This window comes from Sanguibacter sp. Z41_6, assembly GCF_059621145.1.
This window is the reverse complement of sequence record NZ_JCAQIF010000006.1, coordinates 1-18482: the sequence shown is the minus strand read 5'-3', so window position 1 is coordinate 18482 and position 18482 is coordinate 1. Positions and strand designations below refer to the sequence as shown.

Below are 18482 nucleotides of genomic sequence, written 5' to 3'. Positions count from 1 at the left end.
TGGCCTGCGGCCGGCATCTTGGCCTACTCTTGACCTCGGCGCCAGCGGTGCCACACATCACGGGTCCCACTCGCGGGCCCGGCGAGCTAGAGGAACGAAACGAACCTGTGGACATCCTGCGCATCTCCCTCGAGATCATCCTCGTCCTCACGAGCCTCTTCCTCATCCTGCTGATCCTCATGCACAAGGGCAAGGGTGGCGGGCTGTCGGACATGTTCGGCGGCGGGGTGTCGAGCAGCGTCGGCAGCTCGGGGGTTGCTGAGCGCAACCTCAACCGCATCACGATCGGGTTCGCCCTCGTGTGGTTCGCCACCGTCGTCCTGCTGGGTCTCATGATCAAGGTCGGGTCCTAGGGCCTTACGGCCGTTCACCGCGCACTGAGGAGTCAAAGTGGCTGGTGGTAGTGCGATCCGAGGATCGCGAGTCGGTGCAGGGCCGTTGGGTGAGGCAGAGCGTGGTGATACTGCGCCACGCTTCTTCGTCTCGTACTTCTGCGCCAAGCAGCACGAGACTCGGCCGAGCTTCTCGACGGAGGCCGGGATCGAGGTGCCCGAGCAGTGGGACTGCCCGAAGTGCGGGCTGCCCGCTGGCCCGGACGCGCAGAACCCGCCCGCCGCCGTGCGCAACGAGCCCTTCAAGACGCACCTCGCGTACGTGAAGGAGCGCCGGAGCGAGGCCGACGGGGAGGCCCTTCTCGACGAAGCCCTCTCCGCGTTGCGCGCCCGCCGCGGAGGGCGGATCTGACGCTGAGCGGGGGCTGATCGCCGCTGAGCGGCGCACCATCTACCTGTCGGAGCAGCGCGACGCTACCCGTTGCCTACCTGTCCGAGCCGGCGCGCCGCCTACCTGTCGCCTAGATGTCGGAGCCCGTGGCTCCGTCAGATGCTGTCCCACCGCCGTCTGTGGGCGTCGGCAGGGCCGACGCTGCAGCGGTGTCGACGAGCCAGAGGGTCAGGTACTCACCGACGGCGCCCGCGATCGGGGCGACCTCGATGTCCGCTCCGCCGAGTGCGGCGGCGACCGCAGGCGCCTTGTCCTTCCCCGCGGCCACCACCCACACCTCGTGCGAGGCGCGCAGCGCCTCGAACGTCAGGGAGACGCGCTCAGCGGGCGGCTTGGGGGAGTCGAGCACCCCGGTGGTGGGCTGGCCGGTCACACCGAGCGCAGCGTTGCCGGGGAACAGCGACGCCACGTGGGCGTCCGGGCCCATGCCCACGAGAGTGATGTCGAATGCAGGCGTCGACGCACCTGCTTCTGCGAGGCGCGCGAGCTCCCTCGCGTACTCCTCGGCAGCGGTCTGCGGGGTCCGCTCGCCGTCCGCGGCAGGCATCGCGTGGACGTTCTCCGCGGGCAGCGTCTGCAGCGCGTCGATGAGCGCGTCGCGTGCTTGCGTCTCGTTGCGGTCGGGGTCGCCCGCGGGCAGGAACCGCTCGTCGCCCCACCACAGGTGCACGCCGGTCCAGTCGACGGCGTCGCGCACAGGGTTGCTGCGGACGGCGGCGAGGGTCTTGATGCCGACGGTCCCACCCGTGAGGACGACGTGCACGGGCGACCGGACCGACTGGATGTCAAGGATCCGGGTGAGCAGTCGCGCCGCAGCGGCCTCCGCGAGGACGTCGGCCGACGGGTGGACGACGACGAGCCGGTGCCCGGTCATGCTCCCACCACTGCCGCGTCGAGACCGCGGCTGAGCACCTCACCGTAGACCTCGTCCGGGTCGAGCCGGCGAAGCTCCTCGGAGAGGCACTCGCGGAGCTGGCGGACGGGCAACGAGATGCGGTGGACCGGCTGGTCGGGCTGGGTGAGCGTCGCGATGTGGCCCTCGGGACGGTCGATGATGATCTCGCCGGACGCTCGCCGCAGGACGACCCGCGTGATCGCCTGGGCCTCGGGCCGCCGGTTGAGCGTGACGGGGCAGTCGAGCCGGTGCCCGAGCCACGCCGCGAGCAGGTCGACGGACGGGTGTGACTCGTCGCCCTCGACGATCACGGACTCGACGGGCTGGAACGGGGGCTGGTCGAGCGCGGCCGCGATGAGCCCGCGCCACACGGTGATGCGTGTCCACGCGAGGTCGACGTCACCCGGGCGGTGGTTGGCGCGGAGGGTGGCCAGCGTGGCGCACGGGTCGGGCCGGTTCATCGCGTCCGTGATCCGGATCCGCGCCATGGCTCCGACGAGGTCGTCGGAGGGGCTCTCGGGCAGCTCGTTCGGCCACCACGCAACGATCGGCGCGTCGGGCAGCAGGAGCGGCATGACGAGGGTGTCGGGGTGCGCCGACAGGGGCCCCGACGGGCGGAGCACGATGACCTCGCTCGCGCCCGCGTCCCCGCCGACGCGGATCTGCGCGTCGAGGTGGTTGGTCGGGCGGTTCTCGTCCGTCGCGATGACGACGATGCGGCACGGGTGCTCACGGCTCGCGTCGTTCGCGGCGTCGATCGATTCCTCGATGTCGTCCTCGTGGCCGATGATGACGAGGGTGAGGACGCGTCCGAGGGCGATGGCACCGCCTTCCTCGCGGAGCTTGATGAGCCGCTTCCCGACAGCTCCGACGGTCGTCTGCGGCATGTCGATGATCACGTGCGGTTCTCCCTCAGCAGTGGTGCGGTCACGTCGGCGGGCAGGGTCGGCCTCATGGTCGACGCCAGGCCCGGCCGTCGCGTGCGAGCATCTCGTCGGCCGACGCGGGGCCCCAGCTTCCCGAGCGGTAGGGGTCGGGGCGGCCTGCGCTCTCCCAGTGGGCGGTGATGGGGTCGAGGATCTTCCAGGAGAGCTCGACCTCCTCGTGCCGGGGGAACAGCGGCGGGTCGCCCAGGAGCACGTCGAGGATGAGCCGCTCGTACGCCTCGGGGGAGGACTCGGTGAACGCGTGCCCGTACCCGAAGTCCATGGTGACGTCGCGGACCTCCATCGCGGTGCCCGGCACCTTCGCACCGAGCCGCAGCGTGACGCCCTCGTCGGGCTGGACCCGGATGACGATCGCGTTCTTGCCGAGCTCGGACGTCGCGGTGGACTCGAACGGTAGGTGGGGCGCCCTCTTGAACACGACGGCGATCTCCGTGACGCGTCGGCCGAGACGCTTGCCGGCGCGCAGGTAGAACGGGACACCCGCCCATCGACGTGTGTCGATGTCAACGCGGATCGCTGCGAAGGTCTCCGTCACGGACTCGGGGTCGGTCCCTGCCTCCTCGAGATAGCCGACGACCTCCTCGCCGCCCTGCCACCCGGCGCTGTACTGGCCGCGAGCGGTATGGGCGTCGAGGTCGGCGGGCAGCCGCATCGCCGAGAGCACCTTGATCTTCTCGGCGATGAGGTCGTTCGCGCTGAACGAGACAGGTTCCTCCATCGCCGTGAGCGCGAGGAGCTGCAGGAGGTGGTTCTGGATGACGTCCCGGGCAGCGCCGATGCCGTCGTAGTACCCGGCGCGACCACCGATGCCGATGTCCTCGGCCATGGTGATCTGTACGTGGTCGACGTAGTTGGCGTTCCAGATGGGCTCGTACATCTGGTTCGCGAACCGCAGCGCGAGCAGGTTCTGGACCGTCTCCTTGCCCAGGTAGTGGTCGATCCGGAACACGGAGTCGGGGTGGAACACCTCGGAGACGACGTCGTTGAGCTCCTGGGCGCTCGCGAGGTCATGGCCGAAGGGCTTCTCGATGACGACGCGGCGCCACGCGTCCTCGGGGGACTCTGAGAGGCCGGACCGCGCGAGCTGCCTGCACACGATCGGGAACGCGCTCGGCGGCACGGAGAGGTAGAAGGCGTGGTTGCCACCCGTGCCGCGCTCGACGTCGAGCTGGTGCACCGTCTCGGCCAGCCGCTCGAAGGCGGCGTCGTCGTCGAAGGTTCCCTGGACGAACCGGATGCCTTCGGCGAGCTGCTTCCACACGGACTCCTTGAAAGGGGTCCGCGCGTAGGTCTTCACCGCGTCGTGGACGACCTCGGCGAAGTCCTGGTCCTCCCAGTCGCGCCGGGCGAACCCGGTGAGCGCGAACCCCGGCGGGAGCAGGCCGCGGTTCGCCAGGTCGTAGACGGCGGGCATGAGCTTCTTGCGCGCGAGGTCTCCGGTGACTCCGAAGATCACGAGTCCGCACGGGCCGGCGATGCGCGGCAGACGCAGGTCTCGGGGGTCGCGGAGCGGGTTGGACTCGGCAGTGATGGGTGCGGGGCTCACGTGATCTCACATCTCTTGGTTCGCACGTGCCCCTGGACGAGGCACTGCGGATCTGACCTGCGTGCGCACCGGCGGGACCGGCTCGCGCACCTCGGTGCTGTTCTACAGCAGGGGGCGACTGCGCGGGCGGGGTGTCTCAGGATGAGGCGCCGGGGCCCTCGGAGGCGTTGGGTCCGCCCGGGGAGACGGGCGAGGAGGGATCGGTGAGGCCCTCGCGCACGGTGTCCAGGAGCTCGGTCCAGCTCGTCACGAACTTCGACAGACCCTCGTCCTCCAGCTGGCGGGTGATGTCGTCGAGGCTCACCCCCACCATCGCGAGCTTGTCGAGGATCTCGCGTGACTCGAGGTAGGTCTCCGTGATGGTGTCCCCGGTGATCTCGCCGTGGTCGGCGACGGCCTCGAGCGTCGCTCGGGGCATCGTGTTCACGACGCCGGGCGCGACGAGCTCCGTGACGTACCGCGTGTCCGGGTACGCGGGGTCCTTCACGCCTGTGGAGGCCCACAGGGGGCGCTGCGGGCGTGCACCGGCCGCCGCGAGCCGGGCCCACCGGTCGCTCGCGAGGGTCTCCTCGTGCACCTCGTAGGCGAGCCGCGCGTTCGCGATGGCCACCTGGCCGCGCAGCTCGTTGGCCGCCTCGCTGCCGATCTCGGTGAGCTTGGCGTCGACCCCGCTGTCGACCCTGCTGATGAAGAACGACGCGACCGAGCCGATTCCACTGACGTCCCGCCCCGCCGCCAGGGCCTGCTCGATCCCGGCGAGGTAGGCGTCGATGACCGCGCGGTAGCGCTCGAGGGAGAAGATCAGCGTGACGTTCACGCTGATCCCGGCGGCGATGGCGGCGGTGATGGCGGGGAGCCCCTCGACCGTCGCGGGGATCTTGATGTAGAGGTTCGGGCGGTCGACCGACGTCCAGAGCTCGTGGGCGAGCGCGACCGTCCCGTCGGTGTCCCGTGCGAGCCGGGGATCGACCTCGATCGAGACCCGACCGTCCTCGCCGTTCGTCGCGTCGTAGACGGGGCGCAGGATGTCGCAGGCGTCGCGCACGTCCTGGGTGACGATGGTCCAGACGTCCTGGGTGAGCTCCTCGTCGTCGGCCGGAGCACCGAGCTCGGTCAGCTGCGCGTCGTACTGCGAGCCCTTCGCGAGCGCGCTCGCGAAGATCGTCGGGTTCGTCGTCACACCGACGACGCCGCGGGTGGAGACGAGCGTGGCGAGCTCGCCGGTGGCGATGAGCTCCCGGGAGAGGTCGTCGAGCCAGATGGCAACTCCCTGCTCGGACAGCTGCACGGTCGCGGGGGACTGGACCGGGGTGGTGTCTGCTGATGCCACGATGACCTCTCCTTACGGTGCTGGACGTCTGGGGAATGCACGACGGGCGGGCCCGTGGGCCCGCCCGTCGTCACTGCTTACTTCTGGTCGCCCGTCCCGCCCTCGGAGGGCGTGGGTGCCGCTCCCGGCGAGGCGGAGCCTGCTGCGGCGAGCGACTCCTTGGCTGCGGCAGCCACGGTCTCGGCGGTGATGCCGAACTCGCGGTACAGCGTCTTGAAGTCGGCCGACGCGCCGTAGTGCTCGATGCTGATGGACCGCCCGGCGTCACCGACGATCTCGCGCCAGCCCTGGGCGATGCCTGCCTCGACGGAGACACGCGCCTTGACGGATGCCGGCAGGACCGACTCGCGGTACTCGGCGTCCTGCCCGTCGAACCACTCGCGGCAGGGCATCGAGACGACGCGCGCCTGGATACCGTCGGCAGCGAGCGCCTCGCGAGCGGCCACGGCGAGCTGCACCTCGGAGCCGGTGCCCACGAGGATGACGTCCGGCTCACCGTTCGCTGCGTCCACGAGGACGTACGCACCGCGCGCGACGCCTGCGGCCGACGCGAACGTCTCGTCCGTCGCCGCGCCGTCGCCGCGCACGTAGGTGGGGACGTTCTGGCGGGTGAGGACGATACCGGCGGGCCGGTCGTTGTTCTCGAGGAGCGTCTTCCACGCCCACGAGACCTCGTTGGCGTCCGCGGGGCGGATGACGTCGAGGCCCGGGATGGCCCGCAGCGCAGCGAGGTGCTCGATGGGCTGGTGCGTGGGGCCGTCCTCGCCGAGACCGATCGAGTCGTGGGTCCACACGAAGGTCGACGGGATGCGCATGAGAGCCGCGAGGCGGACCGCCGGGCGCATGTAGTCGGAGAAGACGAGGAACGTGCCACCGTAGGCGCGGGTGCCACCGTGCAGGACGATCCCGTTGAGGATCGCGCCCATCGCGTGCTCGCGGATGCCGAAGTGCAGCGTGCGCCCGTACTCGTTGCCGATCCAGGCCTTCGTGGCGTGCTCGACCGGGATGAAGGAGGGCTCGCCCTCCATCGTCGTGTTGTTGGACTCGGCGAGGTCCGCGGACCCACCCCAGAGCTCGGGAAGGACGGGGGCGAGGGCCGTGAGGACCTTGCCGGACGCGGCACGCGTCGAGACGTCCTTGCCGCCCTCGAACGCGGGGAGGGCGTCGGACCAGCCTGCGGGGAGGGTGCGGGTCGTCAGACGCTCGAGGAGCGCGGCGCCCTCGGGGTTGCTGTCCTTCCACGCCTCGAAGCCGACGGACCACTGCTCGCGCAGCTTAGCGCCGCGCTCGCCGACCGACCGGGCGTGCGCGAGCACGTCGTCCGCGACCGCGAAGGACTCCTCGGGGTCGAGCCCGAGGGCGACCTTGAGGCCCTTGACCTCGTCGGTCCCCAGCGCGGAGCCGTGGATCTTGCCGGTGTTCTGCTTGCTCGGCGACGGCCAGCCGATGACGGTGCGCAGCGCGATGATCGACGGCTTGCCGGTCTCGGACTTCGCGGCGGCGAGTGCCGCGGCGAGCTCCTCGACGTTCTCGACGTAGCCGGTGCCACCCTGCGTCCAGTCGACGCGCTGGGTGTGCCAGCCGTAGGACTCGTACCGGGCAAGGACGTCCTCGCTGAACGAGATGTCGGTGTCGTCCTCGATGGAGATGTGGTTCTGGTCGTAGATGACCACGAGGTTGCCGAGCTGCTGGTGGCCGGCGAGCGACGAGGCCTCGCTCGTCACGCCTTCCTGGAGGTCTCCGTCGCCGGCGATGACGAACACGGAGTGGTCGAACGGGCTCTCGCCCGGCGCGGCGTTGGGGTCGAGGAGACCGCGCTCACGGCGCGCGGCCATCGCCATGCCCACGGCGGAGGCCAGGCCCTGGCCGAGCGGCCCGGTGGTGATCTCGACGCCGTCGGTGTGGGAGTACTCGGGGTGGCCGGGGGTACGTGAGCCCCACGTGCGCAGCGACTTGATGTCGTCGAGGTTGAGGTCGTAACCGGCCATGAACAGCTGGAGGTAGATCGTCAGCGACGAGTGCCCGGCGGAGAGCACGAAGCGGTCGCGGCCGACCCACTGCGAGTCGCTCGGGTCGTGGCGCATGACCTTCTGGAAGAGGAGGTACGCGGCGGGGGCCAGGGAGATCGCGGTCCCCGGGTGTCCGTTGCCGACCTTCTCGACCGCGTCTGCGGCGAGGGCCTTGATGGTCTTCACCGCACGGTCGTCGAGCTCTGACCAGTCGAAGGGCTGCTCTGCGGGAGCGAACGCGTTCACCGAACCTCATTTCTCCGGGGCGCGAGCCCGCCGGAATCAGTCGTGGACATTCTTGTCACGAGTTCCTCAGGCAACTGCGGCCCACGCTGGCACGCAGTTGCTCCGTCCACCCTATCCGTTCCTGCCCGCGCGCCGGGGGAGTGTCCACGGGGTGACGCACGCGCGGACCCACGCGGGAACCCAGGCAGGGACGACGCATCTCACAGCGCACGGAGGGCCGGGCCCCGCCGTGAGAACGCTCCGGGGACGTACCATGGTCGGAGTCCTCCCAGGCATCCGCGCGCTCCGGCCGCGCGCGCACAGCTCGACACTGCCTTCCCTCGGACGCAGAACGGAACCCAGCCCCGCGTGCACACATCGACCCAGGCCACGCCCTCCCTGCCGGACGGACGCGACGACGCGTCGGTCCGGGCAGCAGGCGCACCCGCCCCGCGCAGCAAGGTCGGTGCGTACGTCGCACTGACGAAGCCGCGCATCATCGAGCTGCTGCTCGTGACGACCATCCCGACGATGATCCTCGCCGCGGACGGTCTGCCCTCGCTGTGGCTCGTGCTCGCGACCCTCGTCGGGGGTACTGCGGCGGCCGGTTCGGCCAACGTCCTCAACTGCTACCTCGACCGCGACATCGACGAGGTCATGAACCGCACGAAGCGGCGACCGCTCGTCACCGGGGAGGTGAGCCCGCGCGAGGCGCTCGTCTTCGGTCTCGCCCTGGGTGCGCTGGCGCTCGGCTGGTTCGCGCTCGTGGTGAACGTCGCCTCGGCGCTGCTGACGGCCGGCGCGATCCTCATCTACGTCGTGGGCTACACGATGATCCTCAAGCGACGCACACCCCAGAACATCGTCTGGGGCGGCATCGCGGGGTGCATGCCGGTCTTCATCGGCTGGTCGGCCGTGACGGGCGAGCTCAGCTGGGGCGCACTGGCTCTCTTCCTCGTCATCTTCTTCTGGACGCCGCCGCACTACTGGCCGCTGTCGATGAAGTTCCGCCGCGACTACGCAGCCGCGGGAGTCCCGATGCTGCCCGTCGTCGCGGAGAACACGAAGGTCGCGCGGCAGATGATCGCGTACACCCTCGCGATGGTCGCCTGCTCGCTCGCGCTCGTCCCGCTCGAGGACATGGGGTGGTTCTACACGGTCGCCGCGGTCGTCCTGGGCGCATGGTTCACCTACGACTGCCTGAGCATGTACCGCCGCGCCCAGCATCCCGAGCGGGGCAAGCTCGCCGAGATGCGTGTGTTCCACGGGTCGATCACGTACCTCACGCTGCTGTTCACCGCGGTGGCCGTCGACGTCTTCCTGCCCTTCTGACGGCACAGCGGTTCACTGCCGTGACGTCCGCCGCCGCTCTGCAGGTCTACCTCGACCACCTCGTGGTCGAGCGCGGCAGCTCGCCCAACACCGTCGCGGCCTACCGGCGCGACCTGACTCGCTACGTGGAGTTCCTCGACGCCTCGGGCACGCCGGTGGGCGAGGTCACCCCGGACCTCGTGGAGCGGTACGTGACGACCGTGCGTGAGGGCAGCGACGGACGGGCACCGTTGTCCGCGGCGTCGACGTCCCGCAGCCTGGCAGCGCTGCGGGGCTGGCACCGGTTCTGCGTCGCGGAGGGCGTGGCTGCGGCGGACCCGACGGCGGCGGTCCGCCGTCCGAACCAGCCGAAGCGTCTGCCGAAGGCGATCTCGACCCACGACGTCGAGCGCCTGCTCGACGCGGCGGGTGAGGGGGACGGGCCGGCGCAGCTGCGCGACCGTGCCCTCCTCGAGCTCTTGTACTCGACGGGTGCGCGCATCTCCGAGGCCGTCAACCTCGACGTCGACGACCTCGACCTCGCGCCCGGCGCCGCCTCCGTGCGGCTCCTGGGCAAGGGCAGCAAGGAGCGGGTGGTCCCGGTGGGCTCCTACGCCGTCGAGGCCCTCGAGGCCTACCTCGTCCGGGCCCGCGCGGTGTTCTCGGCGAACGGTCGGGGCACGCCCGCGGTGTTCCTCAACACCCGGGGCACGCGACTGAGCCGGCAGAGCGCGTGGGCGGTGCTGCGGTCCTGTGCCGAACGCGCCGGGCTCCCGGGCGCCGACCACATCTCGCCGCACACCCTGCGGCACTCGTTCGCCACGCACCTGCTGCAGGGCGGGGCCGACGTCCGCGTCGTGCAGGAGCTCCTCGGGCACGCGTCGGTGACGACGACGCAGGTGTACACGATGGTGACCCCGGACGCGATGCGCGAGGTCTACGTCCAGTCCCACCCCCGAGCCCTCGCCTGAGCGCGCCCGCGATGCCGGGGACGGACCTCACACTCCTCGCTCCGGCGCGTTCCGGCCACGCTGCGCCCAGGCTGCGGTAGCGTGAACGCGTGACGAGCCAGGCCCCGACAGAGACCAGTGATCAGACGTTCGACGCCGTCGGACGTCCGATGCCGGACTTCGCCGTCCCCGCTCCGCTGGAGAGCCACGGACCGGCGCGGATCATCGCGATGTGCAACCAGAAGGGCGGCGTCGGGAAGACGACGACGACCATCAACCTCGGCGCGAGCCTCGCGGAGTACGGCCGCCGGGTGCTCATCGTCGACTTCGACCCCCAGGGTGCGGCGTCGGTGGGGCTCGGGGTCAACCCGCACGAGCTCGACCAGACGGTCTACAACCTCCTCATGGAGCGCCGGGCGGACATCCACGAGACCATCGTCCCGACCGGGGTTCCCGGGCTGCACGTGCTTCCCGCGAACATCGACCTGTCCGCCGCGGAGGTGCAGCTCGTCGGCGAGGTCGCCCGCGAGTCCGTGCTGGCGAGGGTGCTGCGTCCGGTCCAGGACGACTACGACGTCATCCTCGTCGACTGCCAGCCGTCGCTCGGGCTGCTCACGGTCAACGCCCTCACGGCGGCCCACGGGGTCCTCATCCCGCTCGAGTGCGAGTTCTTCGCGCTGCGCGGGGTCGCGCTGCTCGTGGAGACGATCGAGAAGGTCCGGGACCGCCTCAACCCCCGCCTCGAGATCGACGGCATCATCGCGACGATGTTCGATCCCCGCACGCTGCACGCTCGCGAGGTCGTCAGCCGGGTGCACGAGGCGTTCGGCGGCACCCTCATGCACACGGTCATCGGTCGGACGGTGAAGTTCCCCGACTCGTCGGTCGCGGCCGAGCCGATCACGACGTACGCGCCCACGCACGCCGGTGCGATCGCGTACCGGCAGCTGGCGCGCGAGCTCGTCGCCCGTGGCGACGCCGCCTGAGCCGCCCGCGGTACCCGCGGGGGGCTTCGAGGTCCGGCTCGACAACTTCACCGGTCCGTTCGACCTCCTGCTCTCGCTCATCGCCAAGCACAGGATGGACATCACCGAGGTCGCGCTCGCGCGGGTGACCGACGACTTCATCGCCTACCTGCGTGCGGGCGACCGTGACCTCGGGACGACGAGCGAGTTCCTCGTCGTCGCCGCGACGCTCCTCGACCTCAAGGCTGCCCGGTTGCTGCCGGCGGGCGACGTCGACGACGCGGAGGACCTCGAGCTCCTCGAGGCCCGGGACCTGCTCTTCGCGCGGCTCCTGCAGTACCGCGCGTACAAGCAGCTCGCCGCCGTGTTCGCCGGGCGGATGGCTGACAGCAGCCGGCGCGTGGCGCGCGCCGTCCCGCTCGAGCCGCACCTCGCCGCGGTGCTCCCGGAGCTCGTGTGGACGTTGACGCCGGAGCGGTTGGCAGCGCTCGCGAACGCCGCCTTCGCGCCGCGGGTGCTCCCCGAGGTCGACGTCGAGCACCTGCACGCCCCGACCGTCAGCGTGCGCGACGAGGCCGACGGCGTCGTCGAGAGACTGCGGGCCCTCGGCGGGGCGACGTTCGACCATCTCGTCGCCGACGCGGGGTCGGTGCTCGTCGTCGTCGCCCGGTTCCTCGCTCTGCTCGAGCTGTTCCGGGAGGGCGTGGTCGCCTTCGAGCAGGAGACGGCGCTCGGCGAGCTCACGGTGCGGTGGACGGGCTCCGCCGTGGGAGCTGTCGACGTCGTCGGGGACTTCGACCTGCCGGTGGAGGTGACCGCCGGTGCATGACGTCGATCACGGTGGCGTCCGCGACGGGGGAGCCGCAGACGTCGCGGACGAGGTGCTCGCAGCGATCGAGGCGGTGCTCATGGTGGCCGACGAGCCGGTGCCGGCGGCACGGCTCGCTGCGGTCGTCGGGCTGCCGACGGTCGACGTCGAGGCCGTCCTCGTGCGCCTCGCCGAGGAGTACCGCGGACGCACCCCGGCGGGGTCCGTCCGGGTCCGGGGCTTCGAGCTGCGCGAGGCGGGAGGTGGCTGGCGCATCTACTCCGCCGCGGCCCACGCGGACGTCGTCGAGCAGTTCATCGTCGACGGGCAGGCCGCACGGCTGTCCCATGCCGCGCTGGAGACGCTCGCCGTCGTCGCGTACCGGCAGCCCGTCACGCGGGGCCAGGTCTCGGCGGTGCGCGGCGTGAACGTCGACGGCGTCATGCGCACGCTCCTGGCGCGCGGACTCGTCGTGGAGACCGGCTCCGACCCGTCCAGTGGTGCGGTGCTGTACGGAACCACGGGATACTTCTTGGAGCGCATGGGTTTTACCTCGCTCGACGACCTGCCCGCTCTGGCCCCGCACCTGCCGGAGATCGACGCCCTCGACTGGGCCGACGACCTCCACGCCCGCGGGCGTGGAGCGGGACCCGGGCCGCAACGGCTCACCGAGCAAACCGACGTGCCTGACCTGGAGGAGAAGTAGATGAGCAACACCCGCGGCGGCCGCAAGCCCGCCCGACCGCAAGAGCCGCCCCGCGACGTCCACGTGCCGGACGGCGTGCGACTGCAGAAGGTGCTCGCCACGGCCGGCCTGGGGTCCAGGCGCGCGTGCGAGAACCTCATCACGAGCGGCCGTGTCGTCGTCGACGGCGTACCCGTCCACGAGCTCGGCGTGCGGATCGACCCGACGCGCAACGTCGTGCACGTCGACGGCCTGCGCATCCAGCTCGACACGTCCATGGTGACGATCGTGCTCAACAAGCCGGCGGGCGTCGTCTCGACGATGCACGACCCGGAGGGCCGTCCCACGCTCGCGGACTACGTCGCGGACCGCAAGGAGCGCCTCTTCCACGTCGGGCGTCTCGATGCCGAGTCCGAAGGGCTCATCCTCCTGACGAACGACGGTGAGCTGGCCAACCGGCTCGCCCACCCCAAGTACGAGATCGTCAAGACGTACCTCGTGAGCGTCGAGGGACGGGTCCCGGGCAACCTCGCGAACACGATGCTGCACGGCGTCGAGCTCGAGGACGGCATCGCGAAGGTCGACCGCTACAAGCTCGTCGACGTCTCGCCCAACGCGAGCCTCATCGAGGTCGAGCTCCACGTGGGTCGCAACCGGATCGTCCGGCGCATGTTCGACGCGGTGGGCTACCCGGTGACGCGTCTCGTGCGCACGCGCGTGGGCCCGATCCGCCTGGGCGACCTGCGCCCGGGGAGCGTCCGGGTCCTCGGGCAGACCGAGCTCGGCACCCTCATGGCCGACGTCGACCTCTGAGCCGCCCCCGTCCTTCGTCCTGACCATCACAACACCAGGGAGTCACCCATGACGGTGCGCGCGATCCGTGGCGCCACACAGCTCGACGTCGACGAACGCGAGCACCTGTTCGAGCGCACGACCGAGCTGGTGCGCGAGGTCCTCGAGGCCAACGACCTCGACTCCGAGGCCCTCATCTCGATCCTCTTCACCTGCACCCCGGACCTCGTGGCGGACTTCCCCGCCGCGGCCGCCCGGGAGATGGGCCTCGGCGACGTGCCGCTCATGTGCGCGACGGAGATCTCTGTCGAGCACGCGCTCCCGCGCGTGGTGCGCCTCATGGCCCACGCGAACCTCGACCGTCCGCGCGCGGACGTGCGTCACGTCTACCTCTACGGGGCGACGTCGTTGCGCAAGGACCTCGCCCAGTGACCGGATCGGACGCGATCGTCGGGACGGGTCTCACGGTCGCCATCGACGGACCCTCGGGCTCCGGGAAGTCGAGCGTCTCGCGCGAGGTCGCTCGCCGGCTCGGGCTGGCGTACCTCGACACGGGTGCCATGTACCGGGCCGCGACGTGGTGGTGCCTCGAGAAGGGCGTCGAGCTCGCCGACGCCGATGCGGTGGCCGCGCTGGTGGCTGAGCTGCCGCTCGTCGTCGGCGTCGACCCGGACAACCCGTCGGTCGAGGTGGCGGGCACGGACATCGGGGAGGCCATCCGGGAGTCGACGATCTCCTCAGCCGTGAGCGCTGTCGCGACGAACCCACGGGTGCGCGCGGAGCTGGGCCGCCGGCAGCGGGCCGTCATCGACGAGGAGCGCACGGCGGGCTTCTCCGGCGGTGCCGGGGTCGTCGCCGAGGGGCGTGACATCACGACGGTCATCGCTCCCGACGCCGACGTGCGCCTGCTGCTCACCGCGAGCGAGGCGGCGCGGCTCGCGCGTCGTGCCAGGGACGTCCACGGCGCCGACGACGCTGCCGCCGTCGAGGCCACGCGCGACCAGGTGCTGCGCCGCGACGCGGACGACTCGACGGTCTCCCAGTTCCACGTCGCTGCCGATGGGGTCGTCACGGTCGACTCCTCGGACCTCGACCTCGAGCAGACCGTCGTCGCGGTCCTCGACGTCGTGGCGCAGGTGACGGGCGACCAGGCATGAGCTCCGCCCCACCCGCGGCGCCAGGGCCCTGGGGTCCTCGGTGGGGCCGATGGGTGGGGCGGTTCCTCGCGCGCGGCGTGTGGGACACCCGCGTGCACGGTGCCCACCACGTCCCGGCGACGGGTCCGGTGATCCTGGCCGCGAACCACACCGGTCTCATGGACGGCCCCGTCGTCGTCGGGATCGCGTCACGTGGCGTGCACATGATCGTCAAGGAGTCACTGTTCACCGGCGTGCTCGGGGTGGTCCTGCGAGGCGCCGGGCAGATCCCCATCGACCAGGACGGCCTGCGGGACGGCGGACGCGGCGCGCTCGTCTCGGCGCTCGCTGTCCTGCGGCGCGGGGGAGTGGTCGGCATCTTCCCCGAGGGCAACCGCGGACGGGGCGACGCGGCGTCCGCCCGCGCTGGGGTGGCGTGGTTGGCGATCAACGGGCACGCCCCGGTCGTGCCCGTCGCGATCCTCGGCACCCGGCGCACCGGAGAGGCCGTGGGCAGCCTGCCCGGCTTCCGGCGCCGGCTCGTCGTGGAGTTCGGCGCGCCGGTCGTCATCGAACGTCCGCCCGGGGTCAGCGGGAAGCGGGCGCTCGAGGTCGGCCACGAGACGGTCCGCGCCGCGCTCGCGGTCCACGTCGCGGGGGCCGTGCAGCGCACGGGGATCGAGCTGCCGGTCGACGACCCGAACCGCCGCGCCCCGACGTAGTCACGGACGGTGTTCGTGAAAGGGCCCTGAGGCTGGGACAATGGGTGTATGAGTGTGTCTGAGCAGAACCCGTCCGAAGACCTCGTCCCTGCAGGGGACCCCATCGTCGAGCGTGCCGACGGGTCCGTCGAGCGACCGGCCGAGCAGGACGACGAGGTCTCCGACGAGGCCCGCGAGCGGGCGTTGCTCGCCGGCCTCGCCGAGTACGACCTGGCCGAGGACGACCTCGCGCTCCTCGGCGGCTCGCTCGAGGACGGCCGCGCCGCTGAGCCCGCCGCCCCGCTGCCCGTGCTGGCCGTCGTGGGCCGCCCGAACGTCGGCAAGTCGACCCTCGTCAACCGCATCCTCGGCCGCCGTGAGGCCGTCGTCGAGGACAAGCCCGGCGTGACCCGGGACCGCGTGAGCTACCCCGCCGAGTGGTCGGGACGGCAGTTCATGCTCGTCGACACCGGTGGCTGGGAGGTCGACGTCCTCGGCATGGAAGCACGTGTCGCTGAGCAGTCCGAGATCGCGATCTCGCTCGCGGACGCCGTGCTGTTCGTCGTCGACGCGACCGTGGGGCCGACGGCCACCGACGAGAAGGTCGTCAAGCTCCTGCGCAAGTCCGGCAAGCCGGTGGTGCTGTGCGCCAACAAGGTCGACGGACCCCGCGCCGAGGCGGACGCCTCGGAGCTGTGGAGCCTGGGTCTCGGCGAGCCCCACCCGGTCTCCGCCCTCCACGGGCGCGGCACGGGTGACCTGCTCGACGCCGCGATGCGCGCCCTGCCGACGACGTCGGAGCACGGCGTCGTCGTTCCCGACGGTCCACGCCGCGTCGCCCTCGTCGGACGACCGAACGTCGGCAAGTCGTCGCTGCTCAACAAGGTGGCGGGCTCCGAGCGCGTCGTCGTGGACTCCACGGCAGGCACCACCCGCGACCCCGTCGACGAGCTCGTCGTGCTCAAGGGCAAGCAGTGGACCTTCGTCGACACCGCGGGCATCCGCCGCCGCGTGCACCAGACGAAGGGCGCTGACTTCTACGCCTCGCTGCGCACCCAGGCCGCGATCGAGAAGGCCGAGGTCGCCGTCGTGCTCCTCGACGCGAGCGTCCCGCTCACCGAGCAGGACACCCGCGTGATCTCCCAGGTGATCGACTCCGGCCGCGCCGTGGTCATCGCCTACAACAAGTGGGACCTCATGGACGAGGACCGTCGACCGTTCCTCGAGCGGGAGATCGAGAAGGAGCTCGTCCAGGTGCAGTGGGCACCCCGGGTGAACATCTCGGCGCAGACGGGCTGGCACACCGACCGCCTCGTGCCCGCGCTGGAGAAGTCGCTCGAGTCCTGGGACACCCGCATCCCGACGGGACGCCTCAACTCGTTCCTCGGCGAGCTCGTCGCTGCCCACCCGCACCCGCTGCGTGGCGGTAAGCAGCCGCGCATCCTCTTCGCGACGCAGGCCTCCACGCGCCCGCCGCGGTTCGTGCTCTTCGCGACCGGCTTCCTCGAGGCCGGCTACCGCCGGTTCATCGAGCGTCGCCTCCGCGAGACGTTCGGCTTCGAGGGGTCACCGATCACGATCTCTGTCCGGGTCCGGGAGAAGCGCAAGCGCTGATCCCCGGCTCGACCGGTGCGGGCGTCGTCCGGAGAGTGTGACCTGTTCCTCACAGGTTCACCTGTCCGGGCGGCGCCCGTCTCCGTACCATCAGAGCCATGAGCGAAACCGGGCTGAACCAGGCACAGCAGAAGATGCTCGACGGTGGCGTGCACCCGACAGCGGTCGACGTCTTCTCCCACTTCTACCGGCTGCTGGAGTCCGGCGACACGGGCGTCATCCCCGAGTCCGAGGTCCAGCCGCTGACCGACGTCCCGCACCAGGCGGACCTCGAGATCTCGGACGAGGTGGGGCGGGAGGCGCTCGCGGCGACCGCGCTCATCAAGCTCAACGGCGGCCTCGGCACGTCGATGGGCATGGACCGGGCGAAGTCGCTCCTCACGGTCCGGGGCACGCAGACGTTCCTCGACGTCATCGTCGGCCAGGTGCGCCACGCCCGCGCAGAGTACGGCGTCCGCCTGCCGCTGATCTTCATGAACAGCTTCCGCACGCGCGACGACACCCTCGCGGCGTTGTCCGCCTACCCGGACCTGGCGGTCGAGGGCCTGCCCCTGGACTTCCTGCAGAACCGCGAGCCGAAGCTCCGCGCGGACGACCTCACGCCCGTGGAGTGGCCCGCCGACCCTGACCTCGAGTGGTGCCCGCCGGGCCACGGCGACCTCTACACCGCCCTCCAGACGTCCGGGGTGCTCACCGCCCTGCTCGAGCAGGGATTCCGGTACGTGAGCGTGTCCAACTCCGACAACCTCGGGGCGGCTCCCGACCCCGCGGTCGCCGGCTGGTTCGCGGCGTCCGGCGCGCCGTTCGCGGCCGAGGTCGCGCGGCGCACGGCGGCGGACCGCAAGGGCGGCCACCTCGTCGTGCGCACGTCCGACGGGCGGATCGTCCTGCGGGAGAGCGCGCAGGTGCTCGACGCCGACGCCGAGGCGGCCGGCGACATCAGCACCCACAAGTACTTCAACACGAACTCCCTGTGGTTCGACCTGCAGGCGCTCGCCGACGAGCTCGAGCGCACCGGGGGGGTGCTGCACCTCCCGGTGATCCGCAACGCCAAGACGGTCGACCCGACAGACGGCTCGTCCACACCGGTCATCCAGATCGAGTCGGCGATGGGCGCCGCCATCGAGGTGTTCGACGGGGCCGTGGCGATCGAGGTGGACCGCTCACGGTTCCTGCCCGTCAAGACGACGAACGACCTCCTGGTGCTGCGCTCCGACGTGTACGAGCTGGGGGAGGACTACCGCCTCACCGCCCGCGTGGAGGCTCCGCTCGTCACGCTGGACCCCTCGTACTACAAGACGATCGCAGCCTTCGACGCGCGCTTCGCGGCTGGCCCGCCGTCGCTCGTCGAGGCGACCGCGTTCTCGGTGGTCGGGGACTGGACGTTCGAGGGTGACGTACGAGCGGTGGGCGAGGCCGTCCTCGGCGGCGCTGGCGAGCCGACGATCGTGCCCGCCGGCTCGCTCATCACCGACGACGGCATCGTCGAGTAGCGCGTCGTGTCCTGGAGGGCCTCTCACGTGGGGTAATATTCTCAACGGTCCTGCGGGACCGGTGAGGTCCTCCGGGACCCACGGGCTGTGGCGCAGCTTGGTAGCGCACTTGACTGGGGGTCAAGGGGTCGCAGGTTCAAATCCTGTCAGCCCGACAGACGAGGCCGGCCCTGGGTCCGCGGAGACGCTGAGCCAGGGCCGGCCTTCTTCGTCTTTCGATTTTTCTTTGGCCCCGCCAGCAAAAGGAGGACTGTTGGCCCAGGCCCACCCCCTCTTTTCCCCCCCACCGAAC

18 protein-coding genes and 1 tRNA gene are annotated in these 18482 nt (G+C 71.0%); 14 read left to right on the top strand and 5 right to left on the bottom strand.

Features of this window, described 5'->3' with window-relative positions:
• The first annotated feature begins 107 nt into the window (after positions 1 to 107).
• A complete protein-coding gene (gene secG, locus AC54T1_RS12735) occupies positions 108 to 353 on the top strand; it encodes a preprotein translocase subunit SecG (protein ID WP_484344390.1) in 246 nt (81 codons plus the stop codon).
• Between the two features lie 37 nt (positions 354 to 390).
• On the top strand, positions 391 to 744 hold the full coding sequence (locus AC54T1_RS12730; protein ID WP_484344391.1) for an RNA polymerase-binding protein RbpA: 354 nt from the start codon (positions 391 to 393) through the stop codon (positions 742 to 744).
• Positions 745 to 853: 109 nt separating this feature from the next.
• On the opposite strand, the gene pgl is transcribed toward AC54T1_RS12730, so the two are convergent.
• From pgl to tkt, 5 genes are all read right to left on the bottom strand, one after another.
• Positions 854 to 1657 (bottom strand): 6-phosphogluconolactonase, encoded by an 804-nt coding sequence (pgl, locus tag AC54T1_RS12725; protein WP_496912169.1) that lies wholly within the window; start codon positions 1655 to 1657, stop codon positions 854 to 856.
• Positions 1654 to 2577, bottom strand: a complete 924-nt coding sequence (locus AC54T1_RS12720; RefSeq protein ID WP_484344393.1) for a glucose-6-phosphate dehydrogenase assembly protein OpcA — start codon at positions 2575 to 2577, stop codon at positions 1654 to 1656. The genes pgl and AC54T1_RS12720 overlap by 4 nt, the downstream gene beginning before the upstream one ends.
• Positions 2578 to 2629: 52 nt before the next feature.
• Complete coding sequence (gene zwf / locus AC54T1_RS12715; RefSeq protein ID WP_496912168.1) at positions 2630 to 4171, bottom strand: glucose-6-phosphate dehydrogenase; 1542 nt, start codon at positions 4169 to 4171, stop codon at positions 2630 to 2632.
• Positions 4172 to 4307: 136 nt separating this feature from the next.
• Positions 4308 to 5504 carry a transaldolase gene (gene tal, locus AC54T1_RS12710; RefSeq protein ID WP_484344900.1) on the bottom strand — a complete coding sequence of 399 codons (1197 nt, stop codon included), beginning with the start codon at positions 5502 to 5504 and terminating at the stop codon, positions 4308 to 4310.
• A gap of 74 nt (positions 5505 to 5578) precedes the next feature.
• Positions 5579 to 7756, bottom strand: a complete 2178-nt coding sequence (gene tkt, locus AC54T1_RS12705; protein WP_484344395.1) for a transketolase — start codon at positions 7754 to 7756, stop codon at positions 5579 to 5581.
• 378 nt (positions 7757 to 8134) lie between these two features.
• Between tkt and AC54T1_RS12700 the strand changes: the two genes are divergently transcribed.
• From AC54T1_RS12700 to AC54T1_RS12645, 12 genes are all read left to right on the top strand, one after another.
• Complete coding sequence (locus AC54T1_RS12700; RefSeq protein WP_484344901.1) at positions 8135 to 9067, top strand: heme o synthase; 933 nt, start codon at positions 8135 to 8137, stop codon at positions 9065 to 9067.
• 20 nt (positions 9068 to 9087) lie between these two features.
• Entirely contained in the window at positions 9088 to 10017 is a 930-nt protein-coding gene (xerD, locus tag AC54T1_RS12695; RefSeq protein WP_484344396.1) for a site-specific tyrosine recombinase XerD, read from the top strand.
• A gap of 149 nt (positions 10018 to 10166) precedes the next feature.
• Positions 10167 to 10982, top strand: coding sequence for a ParA family protein (locus tag AC54T1_RS12690; RefSeq protein ID WP_484344902.1), 816 nt, complete (start codon positions 10167 to 10169; stop codon positions 10980 to 10982).
• The gene (locus AC54T1_RS12685; RefSeq protein WP_484344397.1) at positions 10966 to 11790 is read left to right on the top strand and encodes a segregation and condensation protein A; all 825 of its coding nucleotides are present in this window, start codon (positions 10966 to 10968) and stop codon (positions 11788 to 11790) included. The genes AC54T1_RS12690 and AC54T1_RS12685 overlap by 17 nt, the downstream gene beginning before the upstream one ends.
• Positions 11783 to 12475, top strand: a complete 693-nt coding sequence (scpB, locus tag AC54T1_RS12680; protein WP_484344398.1) for an SMC-Scp complex subunit ScpB — start codon at positions 11783 to 11785, stop codon at positions 12473 to 12475. Before AC54T1_RS12685 ends, scpB begins: the two co-directional genes overlap by 8 nt.
• Entirely contained in the window at positions 12476 to 13267 is a 792-nt protein-coding gene (locus tag AC54T1_RS12675; RefSeq protein WP_484344399.1) for a pseudouridine synthase, read from the top strand.
• A gap of 48 nt (positions 13268 to 13315) precedes the next feature.
• Positions 13316 to 13678, top strand: a complete 363-nt coding sequence (gene aroH, locus AC54T1_RS12670) for a chorismate mutase (protein ID WP_496912167.1) — start codon at positions 13316 to 13318, stop codon at positions 13676 to 13678.
• Entirely contained in the window at positions 13675 to 14403 is a 729-nt protein-coding gene (gene cmk, locus AC54T1_RS12665; RefSeq protein WP_496912166.1) for a (d)CMP kinase, read from the top strand. Before aroH ends, cmk begins: the two co-directional genes overlap by 4 nt.
• On the top strand, positions 14400 to 15104 hold the full coding sequence (locus AC54T1_RS12660) for a lysophospholipid acyltransferase family protein (protein WP_496912165.1): 705 nt from the start codon (positions 14400 to 14402) through the stop codon (positions 15102 to 15104). Before cmk ends, AC54T1_RS12660 begins: the two co-directional genes overlap by 4 nt.
• A gap of 48 nt (positions 15105 to 15152) precedes the next feature.
• Positions 15153 to 16697, top strand: coding sequence for a ribosome biogenesis GTPase Der (der, locus tag AC54T1_RS12655; RefSeq protein ID WP_484344403.1), 1545 nt, complete (start codon positions 15153 to 15155; stop codon positions 16695 to 16697).
• Between the two features lie 98 nt (positions 16698 to 16795).
• Positions 16796 to 18190, top strand: a complete 1395-nt coding sequence (locus AC54T1_RS12650) for a UTP--glucose-1-phosphate uridylyltransferase (RefSeq protein WP_484344404.1) — start codon at positions 16796 to 16798, stop codon at positions 18188 to 18190.
• A gap of 81 nt (positions 18191 to 18271) precedes the next feature.
• A tRNA-Pro gene (locus AC54T1_RS12645) sits at positions 18272 to 18345 on the top strand.
• The last annotated feature ends 137 nt before the right edge of the window (positions 18346 to 18482 follow it).